Source organism: Streptomyces sp. TLI_053 (assembly GCF_900105395.1).
Lineage (GTDB): Bacteria > Actinomycetota > Actinomycetes > Streptomycetales > Streptomycetaceae > Kitasatospora.
In genome coordinates this window covers 9,154,152-9,168,331 of record NZ_LT629775.1, presented here as the reverse complement: position 1 = coordinate 9,168,331, position 14,180 = coordinate 9,154,152, and the positions used below count along the sequence as shown (strand labels likewise).

Genomic DNA, 14,180 nt, shown 5'->3' with positions numbered 1-14,180 from the left:
CGGCCGTGGCGCCCCGGCCCGGCGCGCCGGCTCCCCCGCCGCCGGCCTCCCCACCGGCGACCCGCCCGCCACCGGCTACCCCGCCGACGACCCGCCCGCCGGAGAGACTCCCCCGCCGGCGACTCCCCCGGCGCGGCGGTGCTCGTCGATCGCCTGCCACACCCGGTCGCGCAGGAACGGCGTGCCGGTGAACCGGATGCCGGTGGCGTCGCGCAGCGCGTTGGCGAAGGCCGGCGCCACCGGGTTGAACGGGCTCTCGCTCATCGACTTGGCACCCAGCGGGCCGATCGCGTCCGAGGTCTCGGAGAAGTGCACCTCGGTCCGCGGGACGTCCGCGAAGGCCGGCAGCCGGTAGCGGCGGAACGCGGCCGTCGTCACCTCGCCCCGCTCGTCGACCAGGACCCGTTCGAACAGGGTGGCGCCGAGGGCCTGCGCCACGCCGCCCTCGACCTGGCCCCGGCACTGCAGCGGGTTCATCACCCGGCCGGCGTCGGCCCCGTGGACGCTGCGCAGGATCCGGATCTCCCCGCTGTCGGGATCGACGGCGAGCCGGAACCACTGCGAGTTGAACGCCACCGAGCGCGGCGAACCGCCCCAGTGCCCCTCGCCGGTCAGCGTCACGCCCTGCGCCGCGGCCGCGGCGAACACCTCCTTGAGCGGCACCGGGCGCCCCTCGCACTCCACCGCCTCGGCGCCGAGCGCGATCCGGCTGCGCGGGGTGCGGGCGTACTCGGCGGTGAAGCTGAGGATGCGTTCGGCGAGCGCGTTGGCCGCCTTCATCACGGCCTTGCCCGCGACCACGGTACCGGCCGAGCCGAACGCCCCGGTGTCGTGGCGGACCACGTCGGTGTCGGACTGCCGGACCGTGATCCGGTCGACCGTCGTCCCGAGCGCCCCGGCGGTGATCTGCTTGTGCACGGTGGTGGTGCCGTTGCCGAACTCGGCCGTGCCGACCGCGATGTCGTAACCGCCGTCCTCCAGCAGCGTCACGGCGGCGTCCGCGAAGTGGCCGCCGGGCGGGCCGGTCGCGATCGCCGACATCGCGAAGCCCTGGCCCACCAGCCAGCCCTCGGGGGCGAGTTCGGCGCTGCGGTCGTCGGCGAGGGCGTCCCGCACCACCCGCAGGCACTGGTCCAGGCCGTAGGAGGCGATGTGGAGGTCCTCCTCCTCGCCCGCCGGGCCGACCATGTGCTCGCCCGGGCCGATGATGTTCCGCTCCCGGAACTCCAGCGGGTCCATGCCCAGCCGGCGGGCCAGTTCGTCCATCGCCGACTCCACCGCGAAGGTCACCTGGCCCAGGCCGTAGCCCCGGAACGCCCCGGCGGGCACGCCGTTGGTGTAGACCGAGTAGGCCTCGACCTTCTTGTGCGGCGCCCGGTAGACGCCCATCGACTCGCCGACGCTGTGGAACATCACCGCCGGCCCGTGGTTGCCGTACGCCCCGGTGTTGGCGACCACCCGGAACGCCAGGGCGGTCAGGGTGCCGTCCGCCCTCGCGCCCGCCTTCACCGTGACGGTGAACGGGTGGCGGGTGGTGGCGCCGAGGAACTGCTCGGCCCGGGTGAACTCCAGCTTCACCGGCCGGCGCAGCCGCAGCGCGGCCAGGACGGCGATGTCCTCGGTGAGCATCTCCTGCTTGCCGCCGAACCCGCCGCCGACCCGGCCCGCCACCACCCGGACCCGCTCCGGCGGCAGGTCGTACAGCGCGCACAGGGCGCGCCGGGTGAGGAAGGGCACCTGGGTGGAGGAGCGCACCACGATCCGCTCCTCGCCGGTCTCCTCGTGCTCCTCGAAGTACACCAGGCAGCCGTGCGTCTCCAGGCTGGCGTGCTGGACCCGCTGGGTGCGGAAGGTCTCCTCGTACACGACCGCCGCCTCGGCGAAGCCCTGCTCGACGCTGCCGAGCTCGCCGTGCACCTCGCCGCAGACGTTGTTCTCCGGGCGGGCGATCCGCGACTCGGGGCCCTTGGGGTGCAGCACCGGGGCGCCGGGCAGCATGGCGAGTTCGGGGTCCAGGACGTACGGCAGCACCTCGTACTCCACCGCGACCCGGCGGCAGCCCTCCTCGGCGGCGGCCTCGCTGTCGGCGACCACCGCCGCCACCCGCTGGCCGGCGAAGCGGACCACGTCGTCCAGCAGCCGGGTGTCGTCCGGGTCCTCGGTCGGGTGCTCGTGCCGGGCGGAGGAGTAGAGGCGCTCCGGCGCGTCGTGGTGGGTGAACACCGCCCGCACCCCCGGGACGCGCAGCGCCGCCGAGGTGTCGACGGACACGATCCGGGCGTGCGGGTGCGGGGAGCGGAGCAGCTTCATGTGCAGCAGGCCCTCGACCTCCAGGTCGAAGGTGTAGCGCGCCGTTCCGGTGACCACCTGCGGTCCGGCGGGGGCGCCCGGACTGCGGCCGACCGCCTCCCCGGGGGCCGGTTCCTCGGTGTGCTTCACCCCGCGGAGCGCGTCCTCGATCGCCCGGTAGCCGGTGCAGCGGCAGAGGTTCCCCTTCAGTGCCCTGGGCAGGTCGGTGAGTTGGTCCTGGTCGAGCTTGGCGGCGGTCATCAGGAAACCGGCCGTGCAGAAGCCGCACTGGAAGCCCTGGGCGTCGAGGAAGCGCTGCTGCACCGGGTGCAGGCCGTCCTCGGTGGCGAGGCCCTCGACGGTGGTCACCGCGCGGCCCTCGGCGCGCCGCGCCGGGTAGAGGCAGCTGTGAACCGGCTCCCCGTCGACGTGCACCGTGCAGGCGCCGCAGTCTCCGGCGTCGCAGCCCTTCTTGACGCCGAACCAGCCGCGTTCGCGCAGGTAGGTGCGCAGGCACTGGCCGGGGCGCGGCTCGGTGTCGGAGTCCTCGCCGTTGACTCGGACGGTGAAGCTCATCGGCCGGCCTCCTCGGTGGCGCCGGGGGCCCGGTCCGGCCCGGCCGGTTCTCGCGGCTCGACGGCTCCGACGGCTTCGACGGGTCCGACGGGTCCGACCCCCTCGACCAGCTCGACCAGCTCGCGCCGGACCTCCTCGGCGAACCGCAGGGTCATGTGCCGCCGCCAGGCCGGCAGGCCGTGGATGTCGTCGAAGTACTCGTCCGGCGCGACGGCGTGCTCCACCGCCTCGCGCACCGCCTCGGCGTTCGGCGGCACGGCGAAGCCCAGCCGGACCGGCCGGACCGTGGCCGCGGTGATGTGCAGCGCGAACTCCCCGTCCACCGGGTCCAGGGTGCCGATCACCAGGGCGCCGGAGCGGCCGAGCCCGTAGAGGGAGGCCTGCCGGAACGCCGTCCGGCGGGTCAGCGCCCGGCCGGGCAGGGTGATCGAGCGCAGCAGTTCGCCCGGCCGCAGGTCCTTGACCCCGGCGCCGAGCACGAAGTCCCCGACCGGCAGGACGCGCGTCGCGCCGCTACGGTCGAGGAGGCGGCAGACGCCGTCGAGGGCGGCGGTGAGGGAGATCATCGGCCCGGCGGGCAGGCCGTTGCAGAGGTTGCCCCCGACGGTGGCCACGTTCCAGATCTTCCAGGAGGCGAGGAAGGCCCGGCAGCACTGCTCGAACAGCGGTGCCGCCGTCCAGCCGGCCGGCTTCGGGTGGCGGGAGAGCTGCGCGATCGTACAGGTCGCGGCGATCTCCAGCCCGCCGTCCGGGGTGGGCCGCAGCGGCTCCCAGCCCATCCGGTTGAGGTCGAACAGGCGCCGGATGTGCGGCTGGGGCTCCGAGAACAGGTACGTCCCGCCGCCCAGCCAGGCGTCCCCCGGCCGCCACGTCCCGCGTTCGCGGGCATCCCGCAGTTCCACCACGGTGTTCAGGTCCATGTGCATCCACCGTCCTCGACAGATCGACATGGGTATTGCAGCAACGCGCCGGGCCCGGAACGAGTGGATCCGCGCACCAGCGCACCGCCCCGGAGCTGGACGATCACCCAGGGAGCGCCCGAGTCCGGCGCGGCCGTCCCGTCCCCGGTGGGGGTGCGGGGCGGCACCTCCACCGGGGACGGGGAGCGGCGTGCCCTCAGCGCCCCCGACGAACGTCCGGACCGGTCACCGGTGGGCGGTGACCAGGGCCTCGATCTCCGGGACGAGGGCCGCCGGGGTCGGCAGCGCCTCGTTCTCGGCCCGGAGCCGCGCGGCGCCCTCGCGCAGCGCCGGGTCGGTGACGAGCCGGGTGAGCAGGGCGGTGTCGACCGCGTCGGAGCCGGCGCTCAGCGCGGCCCCGGCGGCGGTCAGGGCATCGGCCACCGCGAAGTTGTCGGCACCCTGGGGCAGCAGCAGCTGGGGCACACCCGCCTGGAGCCCGGTGAGCGTGCTGCCGGACCCCCCGTGGTGCACCACCGCGTCGCAGACCCGCAGCAGCTCCGCGAGCGGCACCCAGGGCAGCGGGCGGACGTTGTCCGGCAGGGTCCCCAGCTTGCCGAGGTCGGCGTCGCCGACGGCGAGCAGGAACTCCGCGTCCACCGCCCCGGCGGACTCGACCAGCCGGGCGATCGCCGCCACGCCGTCGATCCCGGCGATCACGGTGCCCAGGGTGACCGCGACCCTCGGCCGGTGGCCCCGCTCGAGCAGCTCGACCGGGACCACGCCCCCACCGTTGTACGGGAGGTAGCGCATCCGCAGTCCGCCCGGGTCGCCGCCGAGCGAGGCCGGGACGACGTTCAGCGGTGTGGTCGGCGCGGGGGCGGCCACACCGTGCTTCTCGTAGACATCGGTGAAGTGGGCGGCCAGCCGGGCGGCCAGCTCGAGGCCGGAGATGACGCCGAAGTTCTGCAGCGCCGCCGGGATGCCGAGCCGGGCCGCGACCAGCTGGGCGGAGGCCAGGCAGGAGTCGTGCACGAGCAGATCGGCGCCCCAGCGCTCGGCGACCGCGAGCAGGTCCTCGACCGTGGAGCGCGAGGCGTGGGCGAAGGCGGCCGCCGCCATCTCCAGGATCTCGTCCTGGGTCATGCCCGGCTGGGCGTAGCTGACCTGCCCGCCCCAGGTCGCCTCGAAGGAGTCCCGCAGCGGCCGCCCGTCGCCGATCCCGACGATCGGGAAGCCGGCCTGCCGGAGCTGGTCGTACGGGCTCGGACTGGCGAACAGCACGTCGTGCCCGGCGGCCCGCAGGGCCTGGGCGGTCGGCACCATCGGGAAGAGGTGGCTCGGCGCCGCCGGGCCGGTGAAGAGTATGCGCACAGTGATCTCCTGATCGTTCTCGATTGGGTCGTGCCACGGATCGACCACGGACCGATCCGTCCCCCGTCAACGTCAACTGACGAACGGTCAGATCTCTTTCCACGAAGGATCGACAATCGGACGTTCGAGTGTCCGGAGCGGGGAGGGACGGCCGACCGCGTGGTACCGGGATGCCGCCGAGGGCGCGGACCGTGCCCGGGGAGGAGGGGCTAGCCGCCCGTACACGTCCGGGCCGGGGCCTGTCTCTCCTGGAGACGGGCGGCGGCGGGACCGGCTGCGACAGGACGGACCGCTGCGGAACAGACGCTGCCGGAAGGGGGGTCGACGGCGGGGCCGTCGGCGCCCGCGCGGCACGGCCGGCCTGCGGGCGCGGCCTCCGGCGGCCGGGCGGCGAACGTCCTCGGCATGCTGCTTCCCCCCATGGTGGTGCCGCGTCCCGCACGCGACCGCGCGCCGGGAGGAACGCACCGGACACCCTGGGAGGGAATGACTGACTGTCGGCCGGGGCCGGCGGCGCCCGGACTACCGACCGGGCTGTGCTTTCGCGCGTTCCGGCGACGATGCTACGGCGAACCGGCTTTCACCGCACGGAATTCCGACGATGGCCGGATCACGACCCCGGCGCGCGGAGCACCTCGGCGGCGGTCTCCAGGAAGTCGGCCACCGGTCCCGGCCCGTGGCCCTCCGGCGCCGCCAGACAGGTCGCGACCGGCGGGTGGTCGTCGACCGGGAGGTGGACCAGCCCGGGACGGGCGTACGCGCGCATGACGCTCAGCGGCACCAGGGCGACGCCCTGGCCGGAGGCGATCAGCTCGAACTTCTCCTCCAACGAGGCCGTCCGCCGGGTGATGACCGGCTCACCCTCGAGATCCGCCAGCACCAGCGCCTGCCGCCCGGCCAGCGGGTGGCCCGCCGGCAGGCAGGCGACCTTGGTCTCGTGGCCGACCGGGACGGTGTGCAGCCCCGAGTCGTCGAACGGGTGCCGCAGGAAACCGACGTGCGCCCGGCCGTCCCGGAGCGGCGCGTCCCGCTCGACCCAGGGCAGCGGGAGCACGTCGACCACGACGTCCGGGTGGCGCGCGGTGAAGGCCCGGATCGCCTCCGCGACGTGCAGGCCCGCCGAGAAGCCCACCACGAGCCGGCGCTCCGGACTGCCCGCCTCCCGCACCCGGCGCACGGTGCCCGCCACCGCGGCGGTGATCCCGGGCGCCTCCTCGTACAACCGCTGCCCGGCGGCGGTCAGTTCGACGCTGCGGGTGGTCCGGGTGAACAGCGGGCAGCCCACCTCCTGTTCGAACGCCCGGATCTGACGGCTGAGGACGGGCTGGGCGATGAACAGTGCGGCCGCCGCCCGGCCGAAGTGCCGGTGCTCGGCCACCGCGACGAAGTAGCGCAGCTTGCGCAGGTCCAGATCCATGCCCGCACGGTATCAATGCGGCCCAAAGGGTATTGGACGCCCGGCCGGCACTGCTCGGAGACTCGTACCGTGACCGCCCGGCGCCCCTCGGCGCGGGCGCCCCGGGACATCGTCCCGCTCTCCGCACCGGTGCCGTCAGGCCCTCGTCGAATCAGGACCCTCGTGAACAACAGCCCCATGAACGACGCCTTCGTGAACGACACGCACACGACCGGCACCCGCAGGACCGCCCTCGTCGTCGGTGCCTCCCGGACCCTCGGCCTCGGGATCGCCGCCGAGTACCTCCGCCGGGGCTGGGACGTCATCGGCACCGTACGCGGCGACCGGCCCACCGGCCTGCACGAGCTGTTGGACACCGCCGACGGCCGACTGACCGTCGAGTCGCTGGAGATGACCGATCCGGCCTCGATCGCGGCGCTCCGCGACCGGCTGGCCGGACGCACCCTCGACCTGCTCTTCGTCAACGCCGCCATCACCCGGGGCGACCTGCCGATCGGCGAGGTGCCGACGGAGATGTTCACCGAGGTCATGGTCACCAACGCGCTGAGCCCGCTGCGCGTCGTCGACGTCCTCCGCCCGCTGGTCGCGCCGAACGGCACCATCGGCGTCATGTCCTCCGACCAGGGCAGCATCACGCACAACACCCGGGGCGGGCAGGACCTCTACCGGGCCAGCAAGTCCGCACTCAACCAGCTGATGCGCTGCGACGCCGCCCGGCACGCCGACGACGGCCGGACCCTGCTGCTGGTCGACCCGGGCTGGGTTCGCACCGGACTCGGCGGCCCGCACGCCGAGTTGAGCGTTGAGGAGAGCGTGCCGGGAGTGGTGGAGACCGTCGAGGGCCACCGCGGTGCGGGCGGCCTCCACTTCGTCGACCACCTGGGCGAGGTCGTGCCCTGGTAGAGCCGCGGTGACGGTGTCGCGCGCGGGTGACGATGTCGCGGCCGTGTCACCGTTCCGCCCCGGGCCGGGCCCGGGACCGCCCACGGGCTGGGCACACCGGGCAGCAGCACGTGACACTCGTCACGGCGGACGTCCGGGGGGGCGTCCGCCACCACGGGCTCCCGGGGAATCCCGGGGGAAGGGGGCCGGGTTGACCAGCGGGGACGGGGAACGGTGGACGGCGGCGCAGCGGCGGAGCGCCGTGCTGGTACCGGTGATGGCGGCGGGGCTGGTCGCCGCGGCGGCGCCGGTCGTGTGGTGGGAGTCCCAGGACACGCCGGGCGGCCGGACCGGCTGGCTGCTGGCCGCCGGCGCCGCCCTGGTGGCACTCCTCGCCACTGCCCGGACGGTGATCAACGATCTGCCCGACCGCGACTTCGCGGCGGCCTGGGTCGGCCTGCTGGCGGTCCCCGCGTTCGCGCTGGGCACGGTGTTCGCGGCCGCGCAGACCGCCCACGCCGTCGACGCGGCGCGGCACGAACCGCGTAGGGTCGCCGCCACGACGACCGACTGCCGGGTCACCGGGCGCAGCGTCAACGACCAGAACATCGGGCGCGACCTCTACGGCTGCACCTACCGCTGGTTCGTCGACGACCGGGAGTTCCGCGAGGAGCGGCCGACCCGGGAGCTGTACCCGGACGGCCGCGAGACCTCGGTGTGGCTCGACGGGGACCGGATGATCACCGAGCCGCCGAGCGGGATCGCCGTCCCGTTCTGGGGTGCGACCGCGGCGGCCGCCCTCGTGTGCACGGTGACGCTCGCGGTGTTCCTCCGCCGGAAGGCCCGGGTGGCGGGTCTGGTCCGGTGACGGCCGAAACACGGTGACGGCCGAACGGCAGCGCCCGGTCCGCTCCCGCCCACGGCGCCCGGTCGTCTATCCTCTACGTCAGGTGTCGGGCAGGGGGCCCGGGTTGTCCTTGGGGGTACGAAGTGGTCACCGGTCGTGTGGTGCGTTACGACAGTGTGCGGGGTTACGGGTTCATCGCTCCGGACCACGGCGGGGAGGACGTCTTCCTGCACGTCAACGACATGTTGATGCCGGAGTCCGTGGTGCACTCCGGCCTGGTGGTCGAGTTCGAGATGGAGGAGGGCGACCGCGGGCTCAAGGCCTCGTCGGTGCGCCTTCCCAAGGGCGCGCTCGCGCGTCCGGCCGGCGCGGCCGGTACGGTCCCGCTCGTGCCGCGGTCGGCGGCCGACCACGACGACGCGGAGTGCGACGTCCTCACCTCCGCCGAGTTCGTGGCGGAGGTGACCGAACTGCTGCTGGCGCAGGTGCCGTCGCTGACCGGCGAGCAGGTGCTCAAGGTGCGCGAGGCGATGCTGCGGTGCGCCCAGGGCCACGGCTGGACCGAGGGCTGAGCGGCACACCCGCGCAGTCGGACACCCGCGCCCCGGGGCCGTCGGCCACGGGGTGCGGGTGCTGCTACCGATCGGTTCAGAAGAGCACGTCGGTGCAGGAGTAGAAGGCGTTCGACGTGTCCGCGACGTCCCAGACCGCGACGACCACGTGGTGACCGGTGCGGCCCGTGGGGAGGGTCCCGGTGTGGGTGGTCGTGGCGGCGGGCTGACGGCCGTTGTACGGGACCGTCAGGAACGGCGTGAGGTCCAGGTTCGCCCGGGTGATCTTCTGGGTCGGGTCGTAGCCGGGCTTGGTCAGGAAGTACCGGAAGTTGGTGGTCGAGTGCCGGGCCTCGATCTCCCAGGTGAAGGTCTGCTGGGCACCGGCCGTCACCTTGGTGGTCGGCCAGGCGCCGTTGCGCGGGTTGTCGAGCGGGGCCCAACGGGCGTCCGCCCCGGCGCAGATGGTGCCGTCGGCGGGACCGCGGGTCGGGAAGCCCTTCGGGCCCTCGACGCTCTGCGGCTCCCACTGGATGTCGCCGCAGTTCTTGACGACACCCGCGCCGCACAGGGCGGAGCGGCTCGGCGGCAGGTTGATGAATCCGTGCGAACTGGCCGGGACGGCCATCGCGAGCGGGACGGCGACGGCGGCCAGGGCCGCGCCGACGGCAAGGCGTTTGCGCATGATGCTCCTCCGTGGGGGTGGATGGAGAGTGCGCCCGGCCCAGGACACGCGCGTGGGGGTGCGCCGACCAAGGGGATCTTGGCATGACTGCGCCAGGCGAATGCCCATACCGTAGGCAGCGCGCGACCCCTCGTCAATGGTCTGGACCACTTGCCGAGCAACAATCAATCCTCTTGTACAACAGGTGCGTTGAAATTCACCAAGCGGTGCCGCCCGAGCCATCCGGCGATCGCGCGGCCGATCTCCTCCGGCCGGTCCTCGGGGGCATGGTGCCCGGCCGGACCGCAGTGCTCGACGGTGAGCGCGGCGATGTGCTCGCGCGCCCAGGCGATCACGACCTCCCCGACCAGCAGGGTCGGCGAGGAGTCGAAGGTCAGCAGCAGCTTAGACCGTGTCCTATGTGGTGATGGCTCGTTGGTTGTGGCATGGGGCGGGGTACGTGGAGTTGGATTGTTCCGGACGGGTTGTGGGAGTTGGCGAGTCCGCTGATTCCGCCGGAGCGGGTGCGTCCGCAGGGCGGCGGGACGGCGAACACGCCTGATGAGACGCTGTTCGCGGCCATCGTGTACGTGCTGGTCAGCGGCTGTTCCTGGCGCGCTTTGCCGCCGTGTTTCGGGGTCTCCAAGTCCACCGTTCATCGCCGCTTCCTGATCTGGACGCGGGCCGGGGTGTGGGGCCGGCTGCACGAGGTGGTCCTGCAGCGTCTTGACGACGCCGGCCTGCTGGATGTTTCCCGGACCGTGCTCGACTCGGCCCACGTGAGGGCCAAAAAAGGGGCCACCTCACAGGTCCGAGCCCCGTGGACCGGGGCAAGCCGGGTTCCAAGATGCACGTCCTGTCGGACGCGGGTGGACTGCCCCTGGTCGTCGCCGTCACCGCCGGCAACACCCACGACAGCAAAGCCCTGAAGCCGATGGTCGAGGCCCACCTGATGAGACAGCACACTTGGGGCGCCCGCTACCGCAAGCCCGGACGGCTCCACGCAGACAAGGCCTACGACGTGCCCCATCTGCGGAAATGGCTGCGCGGCAAACGGATCGGCGTCCGTATCGCCCGCAAGGGCATCGAGTCCAGCGAACGCCTCGGACGCCGCAGGTGGGTCATCGAACGCACCATGTCATGGCTGACCGGCTACCGCCGACTCAACCACCGCTACGAACGCGACCCCCGCAACTACCTGGCCTTCCTCGGCCTCGCCGCCACCCTCTGCTGCTACAAGCAACTGGCCCGCCACACCACATAGGACACGGTCTTAGGCACCTCCGGACTGTCGGCCAGCCAGCGGCCGTACGCCTCCATCCGCGCGACCACCTCGGCCGGCTCGCCGTCGATCGGCGTCATCCGGGACCAGGCCAGCATCGGACGGCGGCTCTCCGGCGTCGGGAACGGCTCGCGGTAGGGCCGGACCTCGTCCTCGCCCAGCGGGTTGAGCACCCCACCCTTGAAGGCCGTCTCGATGAAGACGTTCTGCTCCAGCACCAGTTGCTCGCCGACGCCGGGCGTACGGAACGCCTCCGCACGGGCGCGGGCCGGCGGCGGCAGCTCCTCGGCGGCCGGCGGCTTGAGGAAGGTCTCCAGCAGGACGACCCCGGCCACCCGGCCCGGATACCGGGCCGCCCGGTCGAGCGCCAGGGCACCGCCCCAGTCGTGGCCCACCAGGACGACCCGGTCGAGGCCGAGCGCCTCGAACCAGGCATCCAGGTAACGGGCCTGGTCGTCGAAGCCGTAGTCGACGGCGGGCTTGCCGGAGGCACCCATGCCGATCAGGTCGGGCGCGAGCACCCGGGAGCGGCCGGCCAGGTGCGGGACGACATTGCGCCACAGGTGGGAGGAGGTGGGGTTGCCGTGCAGCAGCACCACCGGCGGACGGCCGGCATCGACGGCAGGGCGGTCGGCGCCGGTGTCCAGATAGGCCAGATGGGAGTCGATCACAGGGACGGTGAGCATCGGGACGGTTCCTCTCGTAGCGCCGGGCGGGGCCGGGTGCACGACACCACCTCCGCCATATTCGTTAGTCGAACTAACGGCTGACATTCATGACGCTACATCGTTAGTGCGACTAACACAACGGCTAGACTGCGGGGCGTGAAGAACGACGAGACGTCCCGGCACACCCCGGGCGCCATGACCGGCCACACCGCCCCGCCCCGTGTCCGCGGCCTGCCCAGCCGACTGCTGGCCCTCAACGCCCTGCACGCCGACCGCCTGGTGAACGACGGCCTGGCGGCGGAGGGCGCCCGCAAATGGCACTTCGCCGCCCTCACCGCACTCACCGAGGGCGGCCCGGCCAGCCAGTCGGAGCTCAGCCGGCGCACCGGCATCTACCGCAGCGACATGGTCGCGGTCGTCAACGAACTCGCCGAACGGGGCCTGGTCGAGCGCACCCCCGACCCGGCCGACCGCCGGCGCAACGTCATCACAGTGACCACCGAGGGGCGCACCCACCTCCGGCGCCTCGACGCCGTCGTAGACGCCGCCCAGGACGCGCTGCTCGCCCCCCTCGATGCCGGGGAACGCGCCCGCCTGACGGACCTGCTGACCCGCCTCCTGGACCACCACGAGCACACCGCCGCGACGGCCGCCACCTCCGCCCCGGACGCCGCCGACGGGTGACGGCGCCGCCGGGTGACGGCGCGGGGCGGTTCGTGCGACAGAGGGAGATCGGGGACGGAGCGCTCGGGCCGGACCACCGGGCGGGTATGTCCTGGTGCGGCCGATGCGCGGTCGCGTTGATCGGAAGGATCCCTGTGATGCGTCGAGAGTCCCTGTTCGCAGCCGCGGCGGCGGCGGCCGTGTTCACCCTCACCGCCACGACCCCGGCCTCGGCCTCCGTCCCGCCCGCGGGCAGCACCGTGCGGGTGGAGCAGTACATGTCCGACCGTTGCCTGGTGAACGGTGGCGGCGTCTCCGTCTCCACCGCCCGTTGCAGCGTACGGGCGCAGGACCAGCAGTGGACGTGGACCCTGCTGGCACCGGTCGGCCCGGCGACCCTCGCCAACCGGGCGAGCGGGCTGTGTCTGGACAGCGACGCCGACGGCACCGTCCGCACCAGCCCCTGCGTCACCGGCACCCCGTCCCAGCAGTGGACCTACCAGCAGGCGCCCAACGGCGCCTTCCAGCTGCAGGACGTCGGCACCGGCATGTGCCTGATGGGCGATATCGACGGGGAGGCGTTCACCGTCCCCTGCCGGGGCATCGGCACCTGGGTGCTTCCGCGCGCCCACTGACCGGACCGCTCCGCCCCCGCGAACCCCGGCCTGTGCCGTCCGGCCGGGGGTGCGCACGGCCCGCAGGGCGGTCCGCGCGCGGGTGGTCCGTCCCCGGACCGGGGACGGACCACCCGTGGTGTGCGCGCTCAGCCTCGGTAGACCTGCAGCTCGCGGACGCTGTCGTTGAAGGAGCCCAGACTGAAGGCCGGCAGGTCCAGGTCCGGGTTCGACTCCTGGTTTCTCATGTTCCACAGGTGGACCTTGTTGCAGCCGTAGTAGCCGTCCATCGAGGACACGTTCTCCGCGATGTCGATGTAGTTGAAGAGGTGGTAGCCCTCCGCGTCGCAGCCGCCGGCGTCCCCGTACATCGAGTAGATGCTGTCGTAGCGGTCGACGTCCTTGTACTCCTCCAGGAGCAGCGTGCGGACCGGGGTGTTGCGCCGGCCGGCCGTGCGGTTGGGGGCGTCCGCGAGGGCGAGGGCGTCCTCGCGGGACACGGACGAGCATGCCTCGCCGAGGACACGGGAGTGCCCCGCGGGATCCAGGGTCTTGCTCACGACGGTCGCACAGTACTGGGCCGCCGTCCTGGACGGCGCGTCCGGGGCGGGCGGGGCGGCCGCGACGGTTCCGCCCAGGGCCAGGCACACCGCCACGGCGGGACCGACGAGCTTCGGGGACAAACGCATGGAGTACCACCAGATGTGGGAAGGGACAGCGGCCGGAAACACGGCCACCACCTCTCATTTCGGCAGATACCCGGGCACGCGGCCCGGCCGACACGCCGCACCGCCCGTAGGGCCACCCACCTGCGGCGACGGAGCCGAATCCCGCAGGTCCGCGGGCAAACGGTCAGCGGCGGCCCGGCCCGCCGGGCGAGTGCCCCAGCTCGGCGACGGCCATCGCCCGGGCCCGGAAGGCCGGGATCCGGTCGGGCGCGATCCGGTACCGCTCCGGGACCGTGGCGGCGCTCGCGGCGTCGAGCAGATCGGCCAGGCCCAGGTGGGCCCAGTCCCAGTGCAGGGAGTTGTAGGCCACCATGAGCGGGCCGACCTCGGCCCTGATCCCGGCCACCGCCGCCTCGTCGAGCCCGACGCGGGCCAGGGCCGCCGCGGTCGCGGCACGCCGCGCCGGTGTGAACTCCGTGTCGAGGAAGGGTTCGAGAAGGTCGCCCCACACATCGGGCCTGCACACCACCGGGATCCCGTGACGTCGGCAGAACTCCTCGAGCTCGGCCCGCTGCACGGCCGGGACGAAGAGCTTCTCCCCCGTGACGGTCCGGACCTCCGGCGGTGCGGCCGCCGGGTCGGCGTCCCGGACCACCGCCACCGGGACGGCCTCCGCCCGGGCCCGTTCTCCCGGACGGACCTCGGACGGCGGGCGAAGGAGCCGGCCATCCGTCAGAACGCTGATCTCCGTGTCCACCCCGCCAGCCTCACAGGCCGACTGCCCGC

15 protein-coding genes are annotated in these 14,180 nt (G+C 73.4%); 6 read left to right on the top strand and 9 right to left on the bottom strand.

Annotated features, from left to right (window positions below; all coding sequences use genetic code 11):
- Positions 1–75 precede the first annotated feature (75 nt).
- The 4 genes from BLU95_RS38030 to BLU95_RS38015 form a co-directional block, all read right to left on the bottom strand.
- Complete coding sequence (locus tag BLU95_RS38030) at positions 76–2,865, bottom strand: molybdopterin-dependent oxidoreductase (protein WP_093864012.1); 2,790 nt, start codon at positions 2,863–2,865, stop codon at positions 76–78.
- Complete coding sequence (locus BLU95_RS38025; protein ID WP_093864011.1) at positions 2,862–3,785, bottom strand: FAD binding domain-containing protein; 924 nt, start codon at positions 3,783–3,785, stop codon at positions 2,862–2,864. Before BLU95_RS38025 ends, BLU95_RS38030 begins: the two co-directional genes overlap by 4 nt.
- Positions 3,786–4,010: 225 nt before the next feature.
- Entirely contained in the window at positions 4,011–5,138 is a 1,128-nt protein-coding gene (locus tag BLU95_RS38020; RefSeq protein ID WP_093864010.1) for a nucleotide disphospho-sugar-binding domain-containing protein, read from the bottom strand.
- A gap of 610 nt (positions 5,139–5,748) precedes the next feature.
- On the bottom strand, positions 5,749–6,555 hold the full coding sequence (locus BLU95_RS38015; RefSeq protein WP_093864009.1) for a LysR family transcriptional regulator: 807 nt from the start codon (positions 6,553–6,555) through the stop codon (positions 5,749–5,751).
- Between the two features lie 177 nt (positions 6,556–6,732).
- Here BLU95_RS38015 and BLU95_RS38010 point away from each other — a divergent pair, with 177 nt between their 5' ends.
- From BLU95_RS38010 to BLU95_RS38000, 3 genes are all read left to right on the top strand, one after another.
- Positions 6,733–7,458, top strand: coding sequence for an SDR family oxidoreductase (locus tag BLU95_RS38010; protein WP_093864008.1), 726 nt, complete (start codon positions 6,733–6,735; stop codon positions 7,456–7,458).
- Positions 7,459–7,648: 190 nt separating this feature from the next.
- Positions 7,649–8,305 carry a hypothetical protein gene (locus BLU95_RS38005; protein WP_159425187.1) on the top strand — a complete coding sequence of 219 codons (657 nt, stop codon included), beginning with the start codon at positions 7,649–7,651 and terminating at the stop codon, positions 8,303–8,305.
- Between the two features lie 137 nt (positions 8,306–8,442).
- Positions 8,443–8,856 (top strand): cold shock domain-containing protein, encoded by a 414-nt coding sequence (locus tag BLU95_RS38000; protein WP_231978936.1) that lies wholly within the window; start codon positions 8,443–8,445, stop codon positions 8,854–8,856.
- A 76-nt stretch (positions 8,857–8,932) separates the two neighbouring features.
- Here the strand turns inward: BLU95_RS38000 and BLU95_RS37995 are convergent, their stop codons facing one another.
- On the bottom strand, positions 8,933–9,520 hold the full coding sequence (locus BLU95_RS37995) for a lytic polysaccharide monooxygenase (protein ID WP_093864005.1): 588 nt from the start codon (positions 9,518–9,520) through the stop codon (positions 8,933–8,935).
- A gap of 164 nt (positions 9,521–9,684) precedes the next feature.
- Positions 9,685–9,855: a hypothetical protein gene (locus BLU95_RS42735; RefSeq protein WP_159425186.1), complete on the bottom strand. Its 171-nt coding sequence runs from the start codon at positions 9,853–9,855 to the stop codon at positions 9,685–9,687.
- A 90-nt stretch (positions 9,856–9,945) separates the two neighbouring features.
- Here BLU95_RS42735 and BLU95_RS37990 point away from each other — a divergent pair.
- A protein-coding gene (locus BLU95_RS37990; protein ID WP_093864004.1) for an IS5 family transposase occupies positions 9,946–10,763 on the top strand; the annotation gives its coding sequence in 2 pieces (ribosomal slippage) (positions 9,946–10,303 and positions 10,303–10,763; 819 coding nt in all).
- Here BLU95_RS37990 and BLU95_RS37985 read toward each other — a convergent pair.
- Positions 10,733–11,467: a haloalkane dehalogenase gene (locus tag BLU95_RS37985; RefSeq protein ID WP_093864003.1), complete on the bottom strand. Its 735-nt coding sequence runs from the start codon at positions 11,465–11,467 to the stop codon at positions 10,733–10,735. The genes BLU95_RS37990 and BLU95_RS37985 overlap by 31 nt on opposite strands.
- Before the next feature lie 177 nt (positions 11,468–11,644).
- On the opposite strand from BLU95_RS37985, the gene BLU95_RS37980 reads away from it, so the two are divergent.
- Positions 11,645–12,133: a MarR family winged helix-turn-helix transcriptional regulator gene (locus BLU95_RS37980; RefSeq protein ID WP_093864002.1), complete on the top strand. Its 489-nt coding sequence runs from the start codon at positions 11,645–11,647 to the stop codon at positions 12,131–12,133.
- A 137-nt stretch (positions 12,134–12,270) separates the two neighbouring features.
- Complete coding sequence (locus BLU95_RS37975; protein WP_159425185.1) at positions 12,271–12,747, top strand: RICIN domain-containing protein; 477 nt, start codon at positions 12,271–12,273, stop codon at positions 12,745–12,747.
- Between the two features lie 128 nt (positions 12,748–12,875).
- Here BLU95_RS37975 and BLU95_RS37970 read toward each other — a convergent pair whose 3' ends face one another.
- Entirely contained in the window at positions 12,876–13,415 is a 540-nt protein-coding gene (locus BLU95_RS37970; protein ID WP_159425184.1) for a hypothetical protein, read from the bottom strand.
- A gap of 163 nt (positions 13,416–13,578) precedes the next feature.
- Positions 13,579–14,151: a hypothetical protein gene (locus BLU95_RS37965; protein WP_159425183.1), complete on the bottom strand. Its 573-nt coding sequence runs from the start codon at positions 14,149–14,151 to the stop codon at positions 13,579–13,581.
- Positions 14,152–14,180: the final 29 nt, after the last annotated feature.